The organism is Acidiphilium sp. 20-67-58 (genome assembly GCF_002255515.1).
GTDB lineage: Bacteria > Pseudomonadota > Alphaproteobacteria > Acetobacterales > Acetobacteraceae > Acidiphilium.
This window is the reverse complement of the sequence record NZ_NCAS01000041.1, coordinates 1-18,112: the sequence shown is the minus strand read 5'-3', so window position 1 is coordinate 18,112 and position 18,112 is coordinate 1. Positions and strand designations below refer to the sequence as shown.

Sequence of the window (18,112 nt, the reverse complement as noted above, 5' to 3'; positions counted from 1 at the left end):
CGCCGCGCCATTCCGCCCTTCGACCCCGTCGCCTACAGAAAGCGCAATCTCATCGAACGCGCCTTCTGCAGGCTCAAGGACTGGCGCGCCATCGCCACATGCTACGACAAAACCGCACGAAATTTCCTCGCTGGTATTTGCCTCGTCCTCGCCGTCACATCATGGATCAGTTGAGTCCAGAACCTAGAGCATCACCCGATCAGATAAAGATCCTGTTGCGTTCAATATGCTTGCGCGCGTTCCGACCCTGATGGATCGGAACGCGCGCAAGACTTGCCGGTTCAGCCCATGGCGAGGAAGCTGTCCATCCCGCTGATCGGGGCGGCGGCGGCCAGCTTCGCGATGTCGGGCACCGGGCGGGTCAGTTCCGGGCCGGTCGCAGCACCGATCGCCTCGATCGCCTTCGCCACTTCGATCACCGCGCGGTCGCCATGCCGGCGGCCGATGATCTGCACGCCGAACGGCATGCCGTCCTCATCCGTGCCAAGCGGCAGGCAGAGCGACGGATGGCCAGCGAGGGTGACGGCATAGGCCAGCGCCAGCCAATGGAAATAGGATTTCGTTCCTGTGCCGTCGATTTCGCTAGGAAATAGTTCCGTCCACTTCCGGGGCTGGATGGTCACGGCCGGGGCGATCAGCACGTCATGCGATAGGAAAAAATGCTGCCAGGCCCAGTAGAGCGCGGTTTGCGCATGCAGGGCGCGGGCGACATCGGCGGCCGTGTAGCCCATCCCTTCCTCGACATTGGCGCGGACATTGGGGCCGAGGCGCTCGGGTGCGGTGCGGTAGGTGGCGCCGAAGGAGGCGAGGAAGTTCACCGCGCGGAGGATGGCGAAGGTTTCATCCGCATGGCGGCAGTCCGGCGAGGCATCCTCGGCGCTGGCGAAGAGCGGGGCGAGGCGGGCGGCGCGGTCGGCGAACAGCGCGCGGGTCTGGCGCGAGGTCGGCGCGAAGCCGAAATCCGGGGTGAAGGCGGCGCGCAGCGTGCCGAGATCGGCGGCGGCGCGGCTCGCCGCTTCGTCGGCGCTCGCCGGCGCGGAGAGCATGTCCCGGGTGTCATAGCTCGCGGTTGCGTCGAACATCAGGGCGAGATCGGCCACCGAGCGCGCCATCGGGCCAAGCACGCTGAGGCCGGACGGGCCGAGCAGTCGCTTTTCCGAGGGGAACAGGCCGGGCGAGGGGCGCATGCCGACGATGCCGCAAAAGGAGGCCGGGTTGCGCAGGCTGCCGCCCATGTCCGAGCCGGTGGCGAGCGGGACCATGCCGGTTGCCAGTGCCACCGCCGAGCCGCCGGAGGAGCCGGCGGCGGATTTCGTGAAGTCGAACGGGTTGCCGGTGGCGCCATAGACGAGGTTGCGGGTGTTGCCGCCGGCGCCGAATTCCGGCGTGTTGGTCTTGCCGAGGACGATGCCGCCGGCGGCGCGGATCGTGGCGATGAAGCCCTGGTCGGCCTTGGGAATATTGTCCTTGAACATCAGGCTGCCATAGGTCGTCCGCAGGCCCTCGGTATCCTCCAGATCCTTGACCCCGAGCGGCAGGCCGTGCAGGGGCGGCAGGCGGTTGCCCGCCATCACCGCAGCCTCGGCAGTGCGGGCGGCGGCGCGGGCGCGGGTGAAGTCGCGCGCGACCATCGCGTTCACCGCGTGATCGACCCGCTCGATGCGGGCGATGCAGCTCTCGGTGAGGTCGACGGGGGAGAGTTTCCGGCTGCCGATCAGGCGGCGGGCTTCGGTGGCAGGCAGGTCGCAGGGGTCGGTCATCGGGGGCGGACATCCTCGTTCTGGGGTTCTGTTACGATAACGCGCCAGCCGGCGAAAACGGTCAAGCCGCCGCCGCCGGGGTGATGGCGGGCTTGCCGGCGCGGCGCTTGCCTGCTCTGCTGTGCGGCGGCAGGACACCGCAACGAGGGAGCAGGGCGATGGAGATCTGGCGCAGCGGCGAGCGGGATTCGGCGGCGGGGCCGGCGGCGTATTTCACCGGGGCGGTGCGGATCGATCCGGTCAACAATGCGCCAGAGCCGGCGCGGGTGTCGATCGCGCATGTGACGTTCGAGCCGGGGGCGCGGACAGCCTGGCACACCCACCCGCTGGGGCAGACGCTGATCGTCACCGCCGGGCGCGGCTGGGTGCAGCGCGAGGGCGGCCCGATCGAGGATATCAGGCCGGGTGACGTGGTGTGGTTCGCACCGGGCGAGCGCCACTGGCACGGCGCCACGCCGGGCACCGGGATGAGCCATTACGCGATCCAGGAGCGGCACGAGGGCTCGCCGGTCACCTGGCTCGAGCAGGTGACGGACGCCGAATATCGCCGGTGAGGCCCGTTGCTCGATCTGCCCGGTTGCGGCTGGATGAGATCGGGGAATATATTTAAAAAAACAAGCCGATCGCGCCGGCCGGCTTGGGCTGCGCGGTCGGGGCAATTGGATAGCTTGTGTGCGCGTGTTCCCCCTGAAGCCGAAATCGGTCGGATGTCGGGTGCGGGACAGGCGGTGAGGCGAACGGCGCGGCCCTCAGGTGCCGCCAGCGAGGGAGGAACGGAGCGAAAATGCAGGTGATGATCATCGGGGCCGGGGGCATGCTTGGCCGCAAGCTGGCGGCGCGGATCGCGGCGGACGGGGCGCTGGAGGGCAAGGCGGTCGAGGCGCTGAGCCTGGTCGACGTGTTCGCACCGGAGGCGCCGGCGGGGTTTGCCGGAAAGGCATCCTGCCAGGCGGCCGATCTCTCGGCGCCGGGGGTGGCCGCCGCGCTGGTCGCCTCGCGGCCGGAGGTGATCGTGCATCTCGCCGCCATCGTCTCGGGTGAGGCGGAGGCGGATTTCGACAAGGGATATCGCATCAATCTCGACGGCACCCGCCTGCTGTTCGAGGCGATCCGGGCGGAGGCGGCGAAGGCGCCCTATCGGCCGCGCGTGGTGTTCACCTCGTCGATCGCGGTGTTTGGCGCGCCCTTCCCGGAGGTGATCGACGACGAGTTCTTCTGTGCGCCGCTGACCAGCTATGGCGCGCAGAAGGCGATGGGCGAGCTGCTGCTCAACGATTATACGCGACGCGGCTTCATGGATGGCATCGCGATCCGGCTGCCGACGATCTGCATCCGGCCCGGCAAGCCGAATGCGGCGGCCTCGGGCTTCTTCTCCAACATCCTGCGCGAGCCGCTGGTGGGGCAGGAGGCGGTGCTGCCGGTGGAGGAGAGCGTGCGGCACTGGCATGCGAGCCCGCGCGCGGCGGTGGGCTTCCTGGTCCGCGCGGCGTCGATGGACCTCGCCCCGCTCGGCAACCGGCGAACGCTGAACCTGCCCGGTCTGTCGGCCACGGTGGGCGAGCAGATCGAGGCGCTGCGGCGGGTGGCGGGCGAGCGGGCGGTGAAGCTGATCCGCCGCGAGCCTGATCCGACCATCGCGCGGATCGTCGCCGGCTGGCCGGAGAATTTCACCGCGACACGGGCAAAGACGCTCGGCTTCGCGGCGGAGACGACATTCGACGAGATCATCCGCGTGCATATCGAGGATGAGCTTGGCGGCACTCTGCCGGGCTAGGGCGTCATCCGATCCAAAAGGATCGGAACGTGCTCTAGGTATGAACAAGATAGAGCACGACATCCGATCAGGAGGATCGGAACGTGCTCCAGGTATGAACGAGATGGAGCGAGACATCCGGTCACGAGGATCGGATGTCCTGCTCTGACGGCGCAACGGGACGGGAGCGGGATGATGAGCAGGATCGCGATGGTGACAGGGGCTGGCAGCGGCGTGGGGCGGGCGGCGACGCTCGCGCTGCTGGCCGATGGCTGGACGGTGGCGCTGGTCGGGCGGCGGCGCGAGGCGCTGGAGGAGACGATTGCTGAAGCGGGCGCCGAAGCCGGGACGGGTGCGGGTGCGAGGGCCGAGGCGTTTCCGGCCGACATCACCGACCCCGCGGCGGTGGAGTCGCTGTTCGCCGCGGTGGGCGCGCGGTTCGGGCGGCTCGACCTGCTCTTCAACAATGCCGGCAACAACGTTCCCACCACCAATTTCGGCGACATGACCTGGGCGCAGTGGCGGCACGTCATCGCGGTCAATCTCGACGGCGCGTTTCTCTGCGCCAATGCCGCCTTCCGGATGATGCGCGACCAGTCGCCGCGCGGCGGGCGGATCATCAACAACGGCTCGATCTCGGCGCATGTGCCGCGACCGGGCTCGGCGGCCTATACCGCGAGCAAGCACGCGATCACCGGGCTGACGCGCACCATCGCGCTGGACGGGCGGGCGCATGACATCGCCTGTGGCCAGATCGATATCGGCAATGCGGCAACCCCGATGACGCGGCGGATGACCACCGGCGTGCCGCAGGCGGATGGCTCGATGAAGGCCGAGCCGACGATGGATGTGGAGTCGGTCGGGCGGACGCTGGTCTACATGGCCGGGCTGCCGGCGGATGCGAACGCGCTGTTCGTCACCGTGATGGCGACCAACATGCCCTTTGTCGGCCGTGGCTGATCCCTGCGCCGCCCGCAGGGCGGGTCAGAGCATCATCTGATCCATCAGGACCGGAACATGCTCTAGGGGTAGGAGGCGACCTCGATCAGGTTGCCATCGGGGTCGCGGACATAAACCGAGACGATATCGCCGCGCGCCCCCTGCTTGATCACCGGGCCGAGGGCGATCTCGATCCCGTTTGCGCGGAAATGATCGGCAACCTGGGCCGGCGGCAGGTCGGTCAGGAAGCAGAGATCGTCGCTGCCCGCCTGCGGCGAGAGGCCGGTGAACCATTCCTGCTGCGTGGCCGAGATCGGGCGGAGATTGATCTTGTTGCGGCCGAACATCATGCTCGTCCGCGCCGCCCCGCCCTCGGCCGGCGGGGCGTCGCGCCGTTCCATGCCGAGGACGCGGGAATACCAGTCCGCGGCGATCTCGACATCCCGCACGTTGAGAACGACATGGTCGAAGGCGTTGACGCGGAGCATGGCGGGCATCCCTGAAAGCGGCGAGGGCGTGCCGGTTGTGCCCCGCGCCTAGAGCACTTTCCGATCCTTCCGGATCGGATATAGTGCTCTATCTTGTTGATAAATAGAGCATCTTTATCCGATCAGATGATCCCGTCTGATCGGATGATGCTCTTGTGAGCGAAAGACGTCAGTTCAGGCGGTCGAGGATCGAGACGTAGTTGGCGACCCCGGCGCCGCCCATGTTGTAGATCCCGGCGAGGTCGGCGCGGGGGAGCTGCATGTCGCCCGCCGTCCCCGTGAGCTGCATCGCTGCCATCACATGCATCGAGACGCCGGTGGCGCCGACCGGGTGGCCCTTGGATTTCAGTCCGCCGGAGCGGTTGACCGGCAGGCGGCCATCAGGGGCAGTGATGCCCTCCAGCACGGCGCGCGCGCCCTGGCCGCGCGGGGCGAGGCCCATCGCCTCGTATTCGATCAGCTCGGCGATGGTGAAGCAGTCATGCGTCTCGACGAAGGACAGATCGTCGAGCGTGAGGCCGGCGGCGGCGAGCGCCTGCGCCCAGGCGCGCTCGCCGGCTTCGAACCTTGTCGGGTCGCGACGGGAGAGCGGTAGGAAATCATTCACATGGGCGGCGGCGCGGAAGCGCACGGCCTGCGGCAAGGCGCGGGCCGTGTCCTCGTCGGTCAGGATGAGGGCGGCGGCGCCGTCGCTGACCAGCGAGCAGTCGGTGCGCTTGAGCGGGCCGGCGACGATAGGATTTTTTTCCGATTCACGGCGGCAGAACTCGAAGCCGAGATCGCGGCGCATCTGCGCGTAGGGATTGTCGACGCCGTTGCGGTGGTTCTTGGCGGCGATGGCGGCGAGCGCGTCGGACTGGTCGCCGAAACGCTGGAAATAGCTCTCGGCGATGCGGCCGAACACGCCGGCGAACCCGGCCTGGATCTCGCCTTCCTCGCGCCGGTAGCAGGCGCCGAGCAGGTTTTCGCCGACCTGTTCCTTGGGGCAGGCGGTCATTTTCTCGCCGCCGAGAACGAGCGCGATGCGGCCGCGGCCGGCGGCGATGAAATCGCGCGCCGCATGGATCGCGGCGGAGCCGGAGGCGCAGGCGTTTTCATAGCGCGTCGCCGGCTTGAAGCGGAGTTCGGGGATCGCCTGCATCGGCAGCGAGGAGGGGAAATCCTGCTTCGTGAAGCCATTGTTGAAATTGCCGACGAACACGGCGTCGATCTCGTTCGGGTCGATCCCGGCATGGGCGATGGCGCCGGTGGCGGCCTCGGCCAGGAGATCCTCGAGATCGGGGCTGTCGGATTTGCCGAAACGCGTATGCGCCCAGCCGGCGATGGCGGTGCTGGTCATGGTGGTCTCCTCGCATGCCGCGCCCGCGCGCGGCAGGTTTCCGATTATGGGCCGCGCCCGCGCGCGACGGTTTCCCGATTATGGGGCGCGCGGGCGGGCGAGGGCAAGATGGCGGATCAGAGCTCGGCCACCTCGGCGACGCCGCGGATCATTTTCATCGCCTGGGCGAGGCGGGGCGAGACGTTGAAGCCGCCGGGGAGTGCGATGTCGAGCCGGGCGCCGGTCTCTATCCGCGGGGCGAGCAGCACGCGGCCCTTGCCGCGGCCCTCGCGCTCCAGCAGCGCGCGGATCGAGCCGAGCGCCTCGCGCCCCTCGACGATGATGCGCAACCCCGCCCCGGCATTCGCCGCCGCCTTGTCGAGCGGTTCGACATCGACCGCGGTGACGCGCAGGCTTTCGCCATCGAGCCGCAGATCGGCGGTGACGAGCAGCATCGCGCCCTCGACAAGCTGCTCGCGCGCGGTGGCGAGGAGTTCGGAGAACAGCGTGACCTCGAAGCCGCCGGCCTGGTCGGACAGCATGACCCAGGCCATGCGGCTGCCGGTGCGGGTGGTGCGCTCCTTGCGGCCGACCACGGCGCCGGCGAGCTTGACCCGGCCGATGCCGGCGCGCGCCCGCGCCTCGATCAGGTTCGAGGGCGTCGCGCCGAGGCGGCGCAGCACGGTATCATATGCATCGAGCGGGTGGGCGGTGAGGTGATAGCCCACCGCCTCGGCCTCGAAGCTGAGCCGCTCGAAGGCCGGCCAGTCCGGCACGTCCGGCAAGGGCAGGGGTTCGGGGGCGGCGGCGTCGCCGAACAGGTTGATCTGGCCGGAGACGCGGGATTCGGCCTCGGCCTGGGCGCGGCGGACCAGCAGCTCGGCGCCGGCGGCGACGCGGGCGCGGTTGGGGTCGATCCGGTCGAAGGCGCCGGCGCGGGCGAGCTGTTCGATCTGCGCCTTGTTCAGCGCGCGGGGATCGACGCGGGTGGCGAAATCGGCGAGGTCGGCGAAGGGGCGGCCGTCGCGGGCGCGGACCACGTCCTGCATCGCGCCGGCGCCGACGCGCTTGATCGCGGCGAGGGCGTAGCGGATGGCGAGCGTGCCGTCCGCCTGGCGTTCGACGGTGAAATCGGCCGCCGAGGCGTTGATGTCCGGCGGCAGGACCGGAATGCCGATCCGCACCGCGTCCTGCTTGAGGGCGGCGAGCTTCTCGTGGTTGGCCTGGGACAGGCTCATCGAGGCGGCGATGAAGGCGGCGGGGTGGTTCGCGCGCAGCCAGGCGGTCTGGTAGGAGACCAGCGCGTAGGCGGCGGCGTGGGATTTGTTGAAGCCGTAATCGGCGAATTTCGCCATCAGCTCGAACACCTCGATGGCCTTGGCCTCGGCGGTGCCGCGCGCGACCGCGCCCTCGACAAAGATTTTCCGCTGCGCCTCCATCTCGGCGCGGATCTTCTTGCCCATCGCGCGGCGCAGCAGGTCGGCGGCGCCGAGGCTGTAGCCGGCCATTTTCTGGGCGATCTGCATGACCTGCTCCTGGTAGACCATGATGCCGTAGGTCTCGGAGAGGATCTCGTGGATCGACGGGTCGGGGCTTTCCCAGGATTCGCCGTGCTTGCGGGCGCAATAGGCGGGGATGTTGGCCATCGGGCCCGGGCGGTTGAGGGCGACAGCGGCGATCAGGTCCTCGAAGCGGTCGGGGCGCATCTGGCGCAGCACGTCGCGGAAGCCCTGGGTCTCGAGCTGGAACACGCCGCCGGCCTCGGCGCGGGAGAGCATTTCGTAGGTTTTCGTATCGTCGAGCGGGATTTTCGCGATGTCGACCGGGGTGCCGAGGCCGTCGAGGAAGTTCAGCGCCCGGCTGATGATGGTCAGCGTGGTCAGGCCGAGGAAGTCGAACTTCACGAGGCCGGCCTGTTCGACATGCTTCATCGAATACTGGGTGATGAGCATGTCGGCGCGGGGGTCCTTGTACAGCGGGACCAGCTCGGCGAGCGGGCGGTCGCCGATGACGACGCCGGCGGCATGGGTGGAGGCGTGGCGGTAGAGGCCCTCGACCTGGGTGGCGATCTCGATCAGGCGGTTCACCGCCTCGTCGGTTTCGCGCATCTCGCGCAGGCGGGGTTCGGTTTCGACCGCCTCGGCCAGCGGGATCGGCTTGGCCGGGTTGTTGGGCACGATTTCGGCGACCTTGTTGACCTGGCCATAGGGCAGGCCGAGCACGCGGCCGACGTCGCGCACCGCGGCACGGGCCTGGAGCTTGCCGAAGGTGATGATCTGGGCGACGCGGTCGGCGCCGTATTCGCGGCGGACATAGGCGATCACCTCGTCGCGCCGCTCCTGGCAGAAATCGATGTCGAAATCCGGCATCGAGACGCGCTCGGGGTTGAGGAAGCGCTCGAACAGCAGGTTGAAGGGGATCGGGTCGATATCGGTGATCAGCAGCGCCCAGGCGGCGAGCGAGCCGGCGCCGGAGCCGCGGCCGGGGCCGACCGGGATGCCCTGGGATTTCGCCCACTGAATGAAGTCGGCCACGATCAGGAAGTAGCCGGGGAAGCCCATCTGCTCGATGATGCCAAGTTCGAGGGCGAGGCGCTCGCGGTATGTCGCCGCCGTCGCCGCGTCGGCGCCCATCGCGGCGAGGCGGAGTGCCAGACCCTCCTCGGCCATGGCGCGGAGGGTTTCCGCCTCGGTCGCGCCTTCGCGCACCTTGGGGCAGATCGGCAGCAGCGGCTTGCGGGTGGGGGCGGCGATGGCGCAGCGCCGGGCGATGGCCAGCGTGTTGTCGCAGGCATCGGGCAGGTCGGCGAAGAGGGCGCGCATCCTCGCCGCCGGCTTGAACCAGTGATGCGGCGTGACGCGGCGGCGCTCGGCCTCGGACAGCAGGCGGCCCTCGGCGATGCAGAGCAGCGCATCGTGCGCCTCGTGCATCGTCTCGGTGGCGAAGAAGCATTCATTGGTGGCGACGAGCGGCAGGCCGGCTTCATCGGCCAGGGCGATCAGACCGGGCTCGACCGCGCGCTCGGCCGGCAGTTCGTGGCGCTCCAGCTCGACGGCGAGACGGTCGGGGAAGGTTTCGGCGAGGGCGGCGAGCAGGCGCGCGGCCTCGGGGCGCTGGCCGTCGCCGAGCAGGCGGCCGATCGGGCCGAAGCGGCCGCCGGTGAGGAGGAACAGGCCTTCGTGATGGTCGCGCAGCGTGTCGAGGCTGATTTGCGGGCGGAGGCCGGGTTCGGTGTCGAGAAAGCTGCGGGAGGAGAGTTTCGAGAGATTGGCGAAGCCCGTGGCGTCCTTCGCGAGCAGCACCAGCGGGTCGGGCGGGAGGAGTTTCTGCTCGGCGCGGGCAAGGCCGATCTGGCAGCCGACGATGGGCTGCACGCCCTTGCCCATGCAGGCCTGGGAGAACTCGATCGAGCCGAACAGGTTCGAGGTGTCGGTGATGGCGACGGCGGGCATCGCGTTGTCGCGCGCGAGGGTCGCGATCTTGTCCGGCTTGATCGCGCCTTCGGAGAGCGAATAGGCGGAGTGGACGCGGAGATGGACGAAATCGGCGTGTGGCATGGCCGAACTGTAGCACGGCCGGGCGGGGTGGGTCAGCCGGGCAGGTCGCGCTCGCTGCAGACGCGGTTGCGGCCGAGTTCCTTGGCGCGGTAGAGCGCCGCGTCGGCCCGGCTGGTCCAGGCGGCGAGGGTTTCGCCGGGGATGTATTCCGCGACGCCGGCGGAGAGGGTGACCTGGGTGAGTTCCTGCCGCGAGGAGCGCTTGACCAGCTTGCGATCGGCCATCGACTGGCAGATCTGCCGCGCCACCGAGAGGGCGGAGGGCAGGTCGGCGCCGGCGAGCAGGACGATGAATTCCTCGCCGCCATAGCGGGCCACGGTGTCGCGGCCCTTGACGCTGTCCGACAGCAGGCGGGCGACGAGGCGGAGGATCAGGTCGCCGGTCTGGTGGCCGTGGACGTCGTTGAACCATTTGAAATTGTCGATGTCGAACAGGACGACGGAGGCGACCAGCGGCTCGTCCGACCGGCGCTGGGCGATGAAGCGCTTCGCCTTGGCATCGAAGGCGCGGCGATTGGTGATGGCGGTCAGCGCATCGGTCGTCGCTTCGGCGCGGGCGGCGGTGAGGGACTGGCGGAGCCGGGCGATGCGCTGGACGGAGGCCGCGAGTTTTTCCTCGAGCGCGCGGTTGCGGGCGGCGGCGCGGGTGGTTTCGGCGGTGAGGGCGGCGACGGCGGCGACGAGGCTGGCGATGGTCGGCTCGTGATCGAGCCGGCTGGCCCAGCCTTCCAGCACGTCGCCGTATTCCTTCAGTGCCTTCTGGTTGCCGGAGACGTGGTTGACCAGCGCCTCCGCCGCTTCCTGGATGCCTTTCGCCCCTTCGGAGACGGCGTCCCGCGCCGCTTCGTCCGCGAGGAAGCGCGCGTGGATGGCGTCGGCGGCGGCGGGCGTCAGATTGTCGAGATCGGGGTGGTGACGGTCGAGAAAGGCGTTGAGTTCGAGATTGCTGCCCCGGCGATAGGCGAAGCAGATTTCGTAGGCGCGCGGCGTCGGCACGATGTGGCGCCTTGCCATATCCGCCCAGACGTCCTGTGCGAGGGCGATGAGGACCTCGGTGTCGTCCTCCTCCTCATCCCGGGGATTGCCCTGGTAAGCCGATGGGGTCGCCGCTTGCTGCATGACCGCCACCATAGCTCATGCGCGTAAATTAAAAGTAAATTTCGTTGACGATATGAAAACAACGTTCGCTTTTTTTATTATCATATCAGGTTCAGCGAATAGGTGTGGCATGCTGGCCAAGGGAGCCGCCCTTCGGCCGGCAATCCTTGCCCGGTCGCAAAAAAACGCCCGGACGAATGGTCCGGGCGGGAGGTGCCGCCGCCGGTGCGGCGAACAGGGGCTTTCGCTGGTTCGGCGCGGACGCCGTCGGCTGCGCCCGCGCACCCCGGCGGCGGAGTGTCACATGTGGAAGGCGGCCATCGCGAGACCGGCGAGGGAGGCACCGATCACCGGGCCGACCACCGGGATGGCGGCATAGCCCCAGTCAGACCCGCCCTTGCCCGGGATGGGCAGCAGCGCGTGGGCGATGCGCGGCCCGAGATCGCGCGCCGGGTTGATCGCATAGCCGGTGGTCCCGCCCAGCGACAGGCCGATGCCCCAGACCAGCGCCGCCACCAGATAGGGGCCCATGCCGTCGGAAATGCCGTGCGGCGAAGCGGCCTTGGAGAAGATCGCGCCGATGATGAAGGTGAGCGCGAAGGTGCCGATGATTTCGCTGATCATGTTGGTCATGACGTTGCGGATCGCCGGTGCGGTGCAGAACACCGCGAGTTTCAGCCCCTGGTCCGGCGTTTCCTTCCAGTGCGGCAGGTATTGCAGGAAGACCAGCACGCCGCCCGCGAAGGCGCCGAGGAAATCGCCGGCGATGGCCTGGGGGATGCCGGTCCAGTTGCCGTGGTCGACGGCGATGCCGATCGCGAAGGCGGGGTTGATATAGGCCGCCGGACTGCCGCAGGCCTTGGCGACGAACACGCCGGCGAGCACCGCGAAGGCCCACCCCGTCGTGATCACCATCCAGCCCGAATTCTGGGCCTTCGAGTGGTTGAGCAGGACACCTGCCACAACGCCGTCACCGAACAGGATCAGGGTCGCGGTGCCAAGGAATTCACCCGTGAAAATGGACATTTCTGTTTCTCTTGTCGTTTGATTGGCTGTTTGATCAGTCAACCCAGGCGAAGGAGCGCTGGACCGCCTTCTTCCAGGAACGGTAGTATTTGTCGCGGGTTTCGGCGGCCATTGCCGGCTCCCATGTCTTGTCCACACCCCAGTTGGCGCGCAGATCCTCGAGATTGGCCCAGTAGCCGACGGCAAGACCCGCGGCGTAGGCGGCGCCGAGGGCGGTGGTTTCGGTCATTTTCGGGCGGACGACAGGGGCGTTCAGGATGTCGGCCTGGAACTGCATCAGCAATTCGTTGGCGACCATGCCGCCATCGGTCTTCAATGTGGCGAGGCGGATCCCGGAATCCTCCTGCATCGCCTCGACCACGTCGCGCACCTGGTAGGCGGTGGATTCGAGGGCGGCGCGGGCGAGATGGGCGCGGGTCGCGTAGCGGGTCAGCCCGGCGATGACGCCGCGGGCGTCGTCCTTCCAATAGGGCGCGTAGAGCCCGGAGAAGGCGGGGACGATGTAGACATCGCCATTATCCTCGACGCTGCGGGCGAGCGGCTCGATCTGGGGGGCGACGTCGAACAGCTTGAGATTGTCGCGCAGCCATTGCACCAGCGCGCCGGTGATGGCGATCGCCCCTTCCAGCGCGTAGCGCGGCTTTTCGGTGCCGAACTGGTAGGCGAGGGTGGTGAGCAGCCCGGCCTTTGACTGCACCGGCTCGGTGCCGGTGTTCATCAGCAGGAACGAGCCGGTGCCGTAGGTGTTCTTGGCCTCGCCGGGGGCGAAGCAGGTCTGCCCGACCAGGGCGGCCTGCTGGTCGCCCAGCATGCCGGCGAGTTTGGTGCCTTGCAGCGGGGCGGTGCGGATTTCGCCATAGACCGCGGAAGAGGGGACGATCCGCGGCAGGCAGGCGCGGGGGATGCCGAAGGCGTTCAGCATGTCATCGTCCCAGGCGCAGGTCGCGAGGTCGATCAGCATGGTGCGGCTGGCATTGGTGACGTCGGTGACGTGATGGCCGCCATTCGCCCCGCCGGTGAGATTCCAGGTGAGCCAGGAATCGACGGTGCCGAACAGCGCGTCGCCGGCTTCGGCCTTGGCCCGCGCACCTTCGACATTGTCGAGAATCCAGCGCAGCTTGAGCCCGGCGAAATAGGTCGCGAGCGGCAGGCCGGTTTTCGCGCGGAAGCGGTCCTGCCCGCCATCGCGGGTGAATTGCTGGACCAGCTGGTCGGTGCGGGTGTCCATCCAGACCAGCGCGTTGCAGAGCGGCTGGCCGGTCTTGCGGTCCCACAGCAGGGTGGTCTCGCGCTGGTTGGTGATGCCGACGGCGGCGAGGTCGGAGGCGGTGAGGTTGGCGCGGGCGAGGGCGGCGCCGACGACCTCGTTAGTGTTGGAGAGGATCTCCATCGGGTCGTGCTCGACCCAGCCCGGCTTCGGATAGATCTGCCGGTGCTCCTTCTGCGCGACGGAGACGATGTTTCCGCCCTTGTCGAACACGATGAAGCGCGAGCTTGTCGTGCCCTGGTCTATGGCTCCTACGTAACGTGACATTGTTGTTCCTCCCTGTGGCTGTTGATGGTCCGGGCTAGAGCGCGTTACGATCCATCAGGATCGGATGCCGTGCTCTATCTTGTTGATCACCAGAGCATCTTTACCCGATCAGATGAGTTCATCTGATCGGATGATGCTCTAACGCCCGGATCGGGGGGGAAGCTGGCCCGGCCCGCGCGGTGCGGGCGGTGGGCCGGGCGGCCCCGTCTCCGGCAATCGTGGGGTGCGGCGCGCCTCATCCCCGCGCGTCCGCCGTGGCGAGTGTTGGCATGAAGCTATCGATCGCCGCGATCTCCTCGCGGGTGAGATGCAGGCCGAGCTTGCTGCGGTGCCAGACGACGTCGTCCGCGGTGCGGGCGAATTCGTGGTCGTGCAGGTAGCGCAGCTCGGCCTCGGTGAGGTCGGCGCCGAAGCTGCGGCCGAGATCTTCCATCCGTGCCGCGGCGCCGAGCAGGGCGCGGGCGCGGGTGCCATAGGCGCGGATCAGCCGCTCGGCGAGGCGCACGGCGAGGAAGGGATAGTCGCGCCGGAGCGATGCGACCTCGGCGGCATAGCCCTCGGGCGGGAAATCGCCGCCGGGCAGCGCGGCGTGGCCGGTCCAGCCCTTCGCCTTGCCGGCGGCGGCAGGCAGATGCGGGGCGAGACGGTCGAGCACCGATTCGGCGAGGCGGCGATAGGTGGTGATCTTGCCGCCGAAGACCGAGAGCAAGGCGGGGCCGTCGGCCGGGGCGTCCATTTCCAGCACGTAGTCGCGCGTCGCGGCCTGGGCCTTCGAGGCGCCGTCGTCATAGAGCGGGCGGACGCCGGAATAGGCCCAGACGACATCGGACGGCGCGATCGGCCGGGTGAAATAGGCGCTGGCGGACTGGCAGAGATAGGCGATTTCCTCCTCCGAGGCGCGCACCGCGGCGGGGTCGCCGTGATAGTCGCGGTCGGTGGTGCCGATCAGGGTGAAGTCGCGCTCATAGGGGATGACGAAGAAGATCCGCCCGTCCTCGTTCTGGAAGATGTAGCAATGCTCGCCCTCGTAGAGCCGCCGCACGACGATGTGGCTGCCCTGCACGGCGCGGACCGAGGCGGGGCTGTTGGCGCGCAGCACCTGTTGCAGCACCTCGGCCACCCAGGGGCCGGCGGCGTTGACCAGGGTGCGGGCGCGGACGATGCGGGTTTCGCCGCTCTGCTCGTCGCGGACGGTCAGCGTCCAGAGCCCGTCCTCGCGCGCGCCGCTAACGCAGCGGGTGCGCGGGGCGATCTCGGCGCCGCGATCCGCCGCATCGCGGGCGTTGAGCACGACGAGGCGCGAATCTTCGACCCAGCAATCGGAATATTCGTATCCGCGCACAAAACGAACATCGAGCGGCTGGCCCGCCGGATCGCGCCGGAGCCGCAGGGTGCGGGTGGGCGGCAGTTTTTTCCGGCCGCCGAGATGATCGTAGATGAACAGGCCGAGGCGCAGCATCCAGGCCGGGCGCAGCCCCTTGTGGTGCGGCAGCACGAAGCGCAGCGGCCAGATGATGTGCGGCGCGATGCTCCACAGCACCTCGCGCTCCATCAGCGCCTCGCGCACCAGGCGAAATTCGTAATATTCGAGATAGCGCAGGCCGCCGTGGATCAGCTTGGTGGAAGCCGCCGAGGTGGCGCCGCCGAGATCGCCCGCCTCGCAGAGAAAGACCGACCAGCCCCGCCCCGCCGCGTCACGGGCGATGCCGCATCCGTTGATGCCGCCGCCGATGATCGCAATGTCATGGATCCCCGAACTGTCCGGTGCGGACGCCATCAGCCAAACCTCCCGCGTTTGCGTTTCGTCGCTGTTCGCTTGTTGAAGCGAACATTAATACGAACAAAAACCGGGGGTCAATACTCAAAACGAATGAGAAAACGAAAACTGTGCGTGCGCGAATGCGAACCCGCGCGGGTGCGGCGTTGCGGCTCCGGTCAGTCGGCGATGTCGCCCTCCTCCTCGCCGGCGGTTTCCACCACCTCGGTGCCGAGCCGTTCGCAAAGCTCGCGGCTTTCGGGCGTGCGCAGCCGGTCGGTGACGAGAACGTCGACATCCTTCAGATGGGCGATGCGGACCGGGGCGGAGCGGTTGAACTTGCTGCTGTCGGCCACCAGCATCACCCGCCGGGCGCATTCGATGATCGCGCGCGAGACCTGCACCTCGCGGCTGTCGAAATCCAGCAGGGTGCCGTCGCGGTCGATCGCGGAGGTGCCGATCACCGCGAAATCGGCGCGGAACTGGCGGATCTGCTCGACCGTGGTGGCGCCGACGATGCCGCCATCGGCGCGGCGCATGGTGCCGCCGGCCATGATCAGCTCGACGCCGGGCGAGCGGTGAAGCTCGGCGGCGACGTGCAGGTTGTTGGTGATCACCAGCAGGCCGCTGTGCTGGGCGAGGGCGCGGGCGACCTCTTCGGTGGTGGTGCCGATATTGATGAGCAGGGAGGAATTGTCGGGGATCAGGCGCGCCGCCGCCTCGCCGATCAGCTGCTTGACCGGTTGGGCGACGAGCTTGCGCGCGTCATAGGCGAGGTTGGCGACGCTGGAGGCGATCATCGCGCCGCCATGCACGCGGGTGAGGCGGTGGACCTCGCACAATTCGTTCAGATCGCGCCGGATCGTCTGCGGGGTGACGCCGAAGCGGGCGGCGAGATCCTCGACCGAGACGCGCCCGGCATCCTGCAGCAGGTTCATGATCTCGGCCTGCCGGCGATTGGCCGTGCGGGGGTGGGACGAGCCGTCCATCATCAGCCCTGTCCTCCGCGCGCCTGCCCTGCCATCGGTTCCATCGGTCGTGCCATGCCCAGTTCCCTCGTCGCTCCGTATCGCGCCCACTGGATAGCAAGTTCGCCGCGCTGCGTCTGCGCCATGCCACCGCATGGGACCTGCGCATGGCGTGTTTATGATAATTTCAATACCGGATTAGCGGGAATTTAAGGGTTACATGATAATTCTTGAATTTGTGAAATAAATTTGAGGACGCGCCGTTCATGACCAGCCATAGCCGCCGGACCATCGCGCATAGACTTGAATTCATCGGGCTCGACGAACGGGTGCGGGACCGGTTGCGGACGCTGAAGCCGGTTCTGGCCGGCGCCGTGTCCAGCGCGCTTGCGGAATTCTACGACCGGCTGGCGCGGAATCCGGAGGCGAGCGCGTTCTTTTCCAGCAGAGCCTCGATCGATACCGCGCAGACCCGGCAGAACGGCCACTGGACGCGCATTGCAGACGCGCTGTTCGATGACGATTATGTCGCCGCGGTGACGCGGGTGGGCGAGGTTCATGCGCGCATCGGCCTGGAGCCGCGCTGGTATATCGCGGGCTATGCGCTGATCCTCGAACGCATCGCCGCCGGCGTGCTGGAGGCGCGCAAGCCGAAGCCGGCGGGGCTGTTCCGCCGCCGCAGCGGGCAGGAGGGCGACGCGGCGGCCGATCTCGGCGCGCTGATCAAGGCCACCTTCCTCGACATGGACCTCGCCATCGCGGTCTATCTCGACGAGCTCGACACGAAGCGCCAGGCGGTCGAGGATAGGGCGGCGGCGACCAATGCGGCGGTGACCGCGGCGCTCGGCCGGGCGCTGGCCGCGCTGGCGGCAGGCGATCTCTCGTATCGGATGACCGAGGAGCTGCCCGAGGAATACGCGCGCCTCGCCGACGATTTCAACGATGCGGTGGGCAAGCTCGACGAGAGTTTCGGCGGGGTGAAGCGCAGCACCGGCGAGATCAATGGCGGGGTGGACGAGATTGCCCGCGCCGCCGAGGACCTTGCGCGGCGCACCGAGCAGCAGGCCGCGACTCTTGAGCAGACCACCGCCGCACTCAACGAGATCACCAGCGGGGTGCAGCAGACCGCGGAAAATGCCGCCCGCGCCAACGAGGCCGCGCAATCGGCCAATGGCGCGGCCGACAAGTCCCGCGTCATCGTCAGCGAGGCGGTGGCGGCGATGCGGCAGATCGAGGCCTCCTCGCGCGAGATCGACCAGATCATCGGCATGATCGACGAGGTGGCGTTTCAGACCAACCTGCTCGCGCTGAATGCGGGGGTCGAGGCCGCGCGCGCCGGCGATGCCGGGCGCGGCTTCGCCGTCGTCGCATCCGAGGTGCGGGCGCTGGCGCATCGCTCAGCCGATGCCGCGAAATCGATCAAGACGCTCCTCGCGCGCTCGTCGAAACAGGTGGGCGAGGGGGTGCGCCTTGTCGGCGAGACAGGCACGGCGCTGGACATGATCAGCGAAAACGTGATCGCGCTCGATCGTCTCATCACCGAGATCTCGGATTCCGCCGCGCGGCAGGCCAGCAGCCTTTCTGAGGTGAATGCCGCCGCCGGGCAGATGAACCAGGCGGTGCAGCAGAATGCCGCCATGGTCGAGCAGACGGCGGCGGCCACCGTGTCGCTCAAGGATGAAACCGCCCGGCTTGCCGACCGCGCGGCGGGTTTCCACACGCGGGAGGACGGCATGGCGATGCCGGGCTCGGCGGCGCCGGCGGCCCTCGCCGGCAAGCGCGGTGCGCGGCGCGTTCCCATCCCCGCCTGAATGCCAGAGCATCATCCGATCAGATGGAAACATCTGATCGGATAAAGATGCTCTGACAATCAACAAGAAAGAGCACGGTGTCCGATCCGGATGGATCGGAGCGTG

The 18,112-nt window shown here is 68.2% G+C and carries 13 protein-coding genes; 4 read left to right on the top strand and 9 right to left on the bottom strand.

Annotation, left to right across the window (positions count from 1 at the left end; genetic code table 11):
• Positions 1–281: 281 nt before the first annotated feature.
• Positions 282–1,760: an amidase gene (locus B7Z76_RS13665; RefSeq protein ID WP_291344581.1), complete on the bottom strand. Its 1,479-nt coding sequence runs from the start codon at positions 1,758–1,760 to the stop codon at positions 282–284.
• 158 nt (positions 1,761–1,918) lie between these two features.
• Here B7Z76_RS13665 and B7Z76_RS13660 point away from each other — a divergent pair, with 158 nt between their 5' ends.
• The 3 genes from B7Z76_RS13660 (at position 1,919) to B7Z76_RS13650 (ending at position 4,473) form a co-directional block, all read left to right on the top strand.
• Positions 1,919–2,314: a cupin domain-containing protein gene (locus B7Z76_RS13660; RefSeq protein WP_174503474.1), complete on the top strand. Its 396-nt coding sequence runs from the start codon at positions 1,919–1,921 to the stop codon at positions 2,312–2,314.
• 230 nt (positions 2,315–2,544) lie between these two features.
• A complete protein-coding gene (gene denD / locus B7Z76_RS13655) occupies positions 2,545–3,534 on the top strand; it encodes a D-erythronate dehydrogenase (protein ID WP_174503473.1) in 990 nt (329 codons plus the stop codon).
• Between the two features lie 171 nt (positions 3,535–3,705).
• Positions 3,706–4,473: an SDR family oxidoreductase gene (locus tag B7Z76_RS13650; protein ID WP_291344580.1), complete on the top strand. Its 768-nt coding sequence runs from the start codon at positions 3,706–3,708 to the stop codon at positions 4,471–4,473.
• Between the two features lie 62 nt (positions 4,474–4,535).
• On the opposite strand, the gene B7Z76_RS13645 is transcribed toward B7Z76_RS13650, so the two are convergent.
• From B7Z76_RS13645 to B7Z76_RS13610, 8 genes are all read right to left on the bottom strand, one after another.
• Positions 4,536–4,940, bottom strand: coding sequence for a VOC family protein (locus B7Z76_RS13645; protein WP_291344579.1), 405 nt, complete (start codon positions 4,938–4,940; stop codon positions 4,536–4,538).
• 169 nt (positions 4,941–5,109) lie between these two features.
• Positions 5,110–6,279 carry an acetyl-CoA acetyltransferase gene (locus B7Z76_RS13640; protein ID WP_174503470.1) on the bottom strand — a complete coding sequence of 390 codons (1,170 nt, stop codon included), beginning with the start codon at positions 6,277–6,279 and terminating at the stop codon, positions 5,110–5,112.
• 116 nt (positions 6,280–6,395) lie between these two features.
• On the bottom strand, positions 6,396–9,815 hold the full coding sequence (gene dnaE / locus B7Z76_RS13635; RefSeq protein ID WP_174503469.1) for a DNA polymerase III subunit alpha: 3,420 nt from the start codon (positions 9,813–9,815) through the stop codon (positions 6,396–6,398).
• Between the two features lie 32 nt (positions 9,816–9,847).
• Positions 9,848–10,933 carry a diguanylate cyclase gene (locus B7Z76_RS13630; protein WP_174503468.1) on the bottom strand — a complete coding sequence of 362 codons (1,086 nt, stop codon included), beginning with the start codon at positions 10,931–10,933 and terminating at the stop codon, positions 9,848–9,850.
• Positions 10,934–11,212: 279 nt separating this feature from the next.
• Positions 11,213–11,938, bottom strand: a complete 726-nt coding sequence (locus B7Z76_RS13625; protein ID WP_174503467.1) for an MIP/aquaporin family protein — start codon at positions 11,936–11,938, stop codon at positions 11,213–11,215.
• 34 nt (positions 11,939–11,972) lie between these two features.
• Complete coding sequence (glpK, locus tag B7Z76_RS13620; protein ID WP_174503466.1) at positions 11,973–13,472, bottom strand: glycerol kinase GlpK; 1,500 nt, start codon at positions 13,470–13,472, stop codon at positions 11,973–11,975.
• Between the two features lie 235 nt (positions 13,473–13,707).
• Positions 13,708–15,249 (bottom strand): glycerol-3-phosphate dehydrogenase, encoded by a 1,542-nt coding sequence (gene glpD, locus B7Z76_RS13615; protein WP_174503465.1) that lies wholly within the window; start codon positions 15,247–15,249, stop codon positions 13,708–13,710.
• Between the two features lie 158 nt (positions 15,250–15,407).
• Entirely contained in the window at positions 15,408–16,217 is an 810-nt protein-coding gene (locus B7Z76_RS13610; protein ID WP_174504838.1) for a DeoR/GlpR family DNA-binding transcription regulator, read from the bottom strand.
• A gap of 245 nt (positions 16,218–16,462) precedes the next feature.
• Between B7Z76_RS13610 and B7Z76_RS13605 the strand changes: the two genes are divergently transcribed.
• Positions 16,463–18,007, top strand: a complete 1,545-nt coding sequence (locus B7Z76_RS13605) for a globin-coupled sensor protein (RefSeq protein ID WP_291344576.1) — start codon at positions 16,463–16,465, stop codon at positions 18,005–18,007.
• Positions 18,008–18,112 lie beyond the last annotated feature (105 nt).

Coding starts and splice junctions, on each gene's coding strand:
- dnaE (WP_174503469.1), bottom strand. CDS start 9,815: ATGCCACACGCCGATTTCGTCCATCTCCGCGTCCACTCCGCCTATTCG.
- B7Z76_RS13650 (WP_291344580.1), top strand. CDS start 3,706: ATGATGAGCAGGATCGCGATGGTGACAGGGGCTGGCAGCGGCGTGGGG.
- B7Z76_RS13630 (WP_174503468.1), bottom strand. CDS start 10,933: ATGCAGCAAGCGGCGACCCCATCGGCTTACCAGGGCAATCCCCGGGAT.
- B7Z76_RS13640 (WP_174503470.1), bottom strand. CDS start 6,279: ATGACCAGCACCGCCATCGCCGGCTGGGCGCATACGCGTTTCGGCAAA.
- B7Z76_RS13645 (WP_291344579.1), bottom strand. CDS start 4,940: ATGCTCCGCGTCAACGCCTTCGACCATGTCGTTCTCAACGTGCGGGAT.
- glpK (WP_174503466.1), bottom strand. CDS start 13,472: ATGTCACGTTACGTAGGAGCCATAGACCAGGGCACGACAAGCTCGCGC.
- B7Z76_RS13610 (WP_174504838.1), bottom strand. CDS start 16,217: ATGGACGGCTCGTCCCACCCCCGCACGGCCAATCGCCGGCAGGCCGAG.
- B7Z76_RS13605 (WP_291344576.1), top strand. CDS start 16,463: ATGACCAGCCATAGCCGCCGGACCATCGCGCATAGACTTGAATTCATC.
- B7Z76_RS13625 (WP_174503467.1), bottom strand. CDS start 11,938: ATGTCCATTTTCACGGGTGAATTCCTTGGCACCGCGACCCTGATCCTG.
- denD (WP_174503473.1), top strand. CDS start 2,545: ATGCAGGTGATGATCATCGGGGCCGGGGGCATGCTTGGCCGCAAGCTG.
- B7Z76_RS13660 (WP_174503474.1), top strand. CDS start 1,919: ATGGAGATCTGGCGCAGCGGCGAGCGGGATTCGGCGGCGGGGCCGGCG.
- glpD (WP_174503465.1), bottom strand. CDS start 15,249: ATGGCGTCCGCACCGGACAGTTCGGGGATCCATGACATTGCGATCATC.
- B7Z76_RS13665 (WP_291344581.1), bottom strand. CDS start 1,760: ATGACCGACCCCTGCGACCTGCCTGCCACCGAAGCCCGCCGCCTGATC.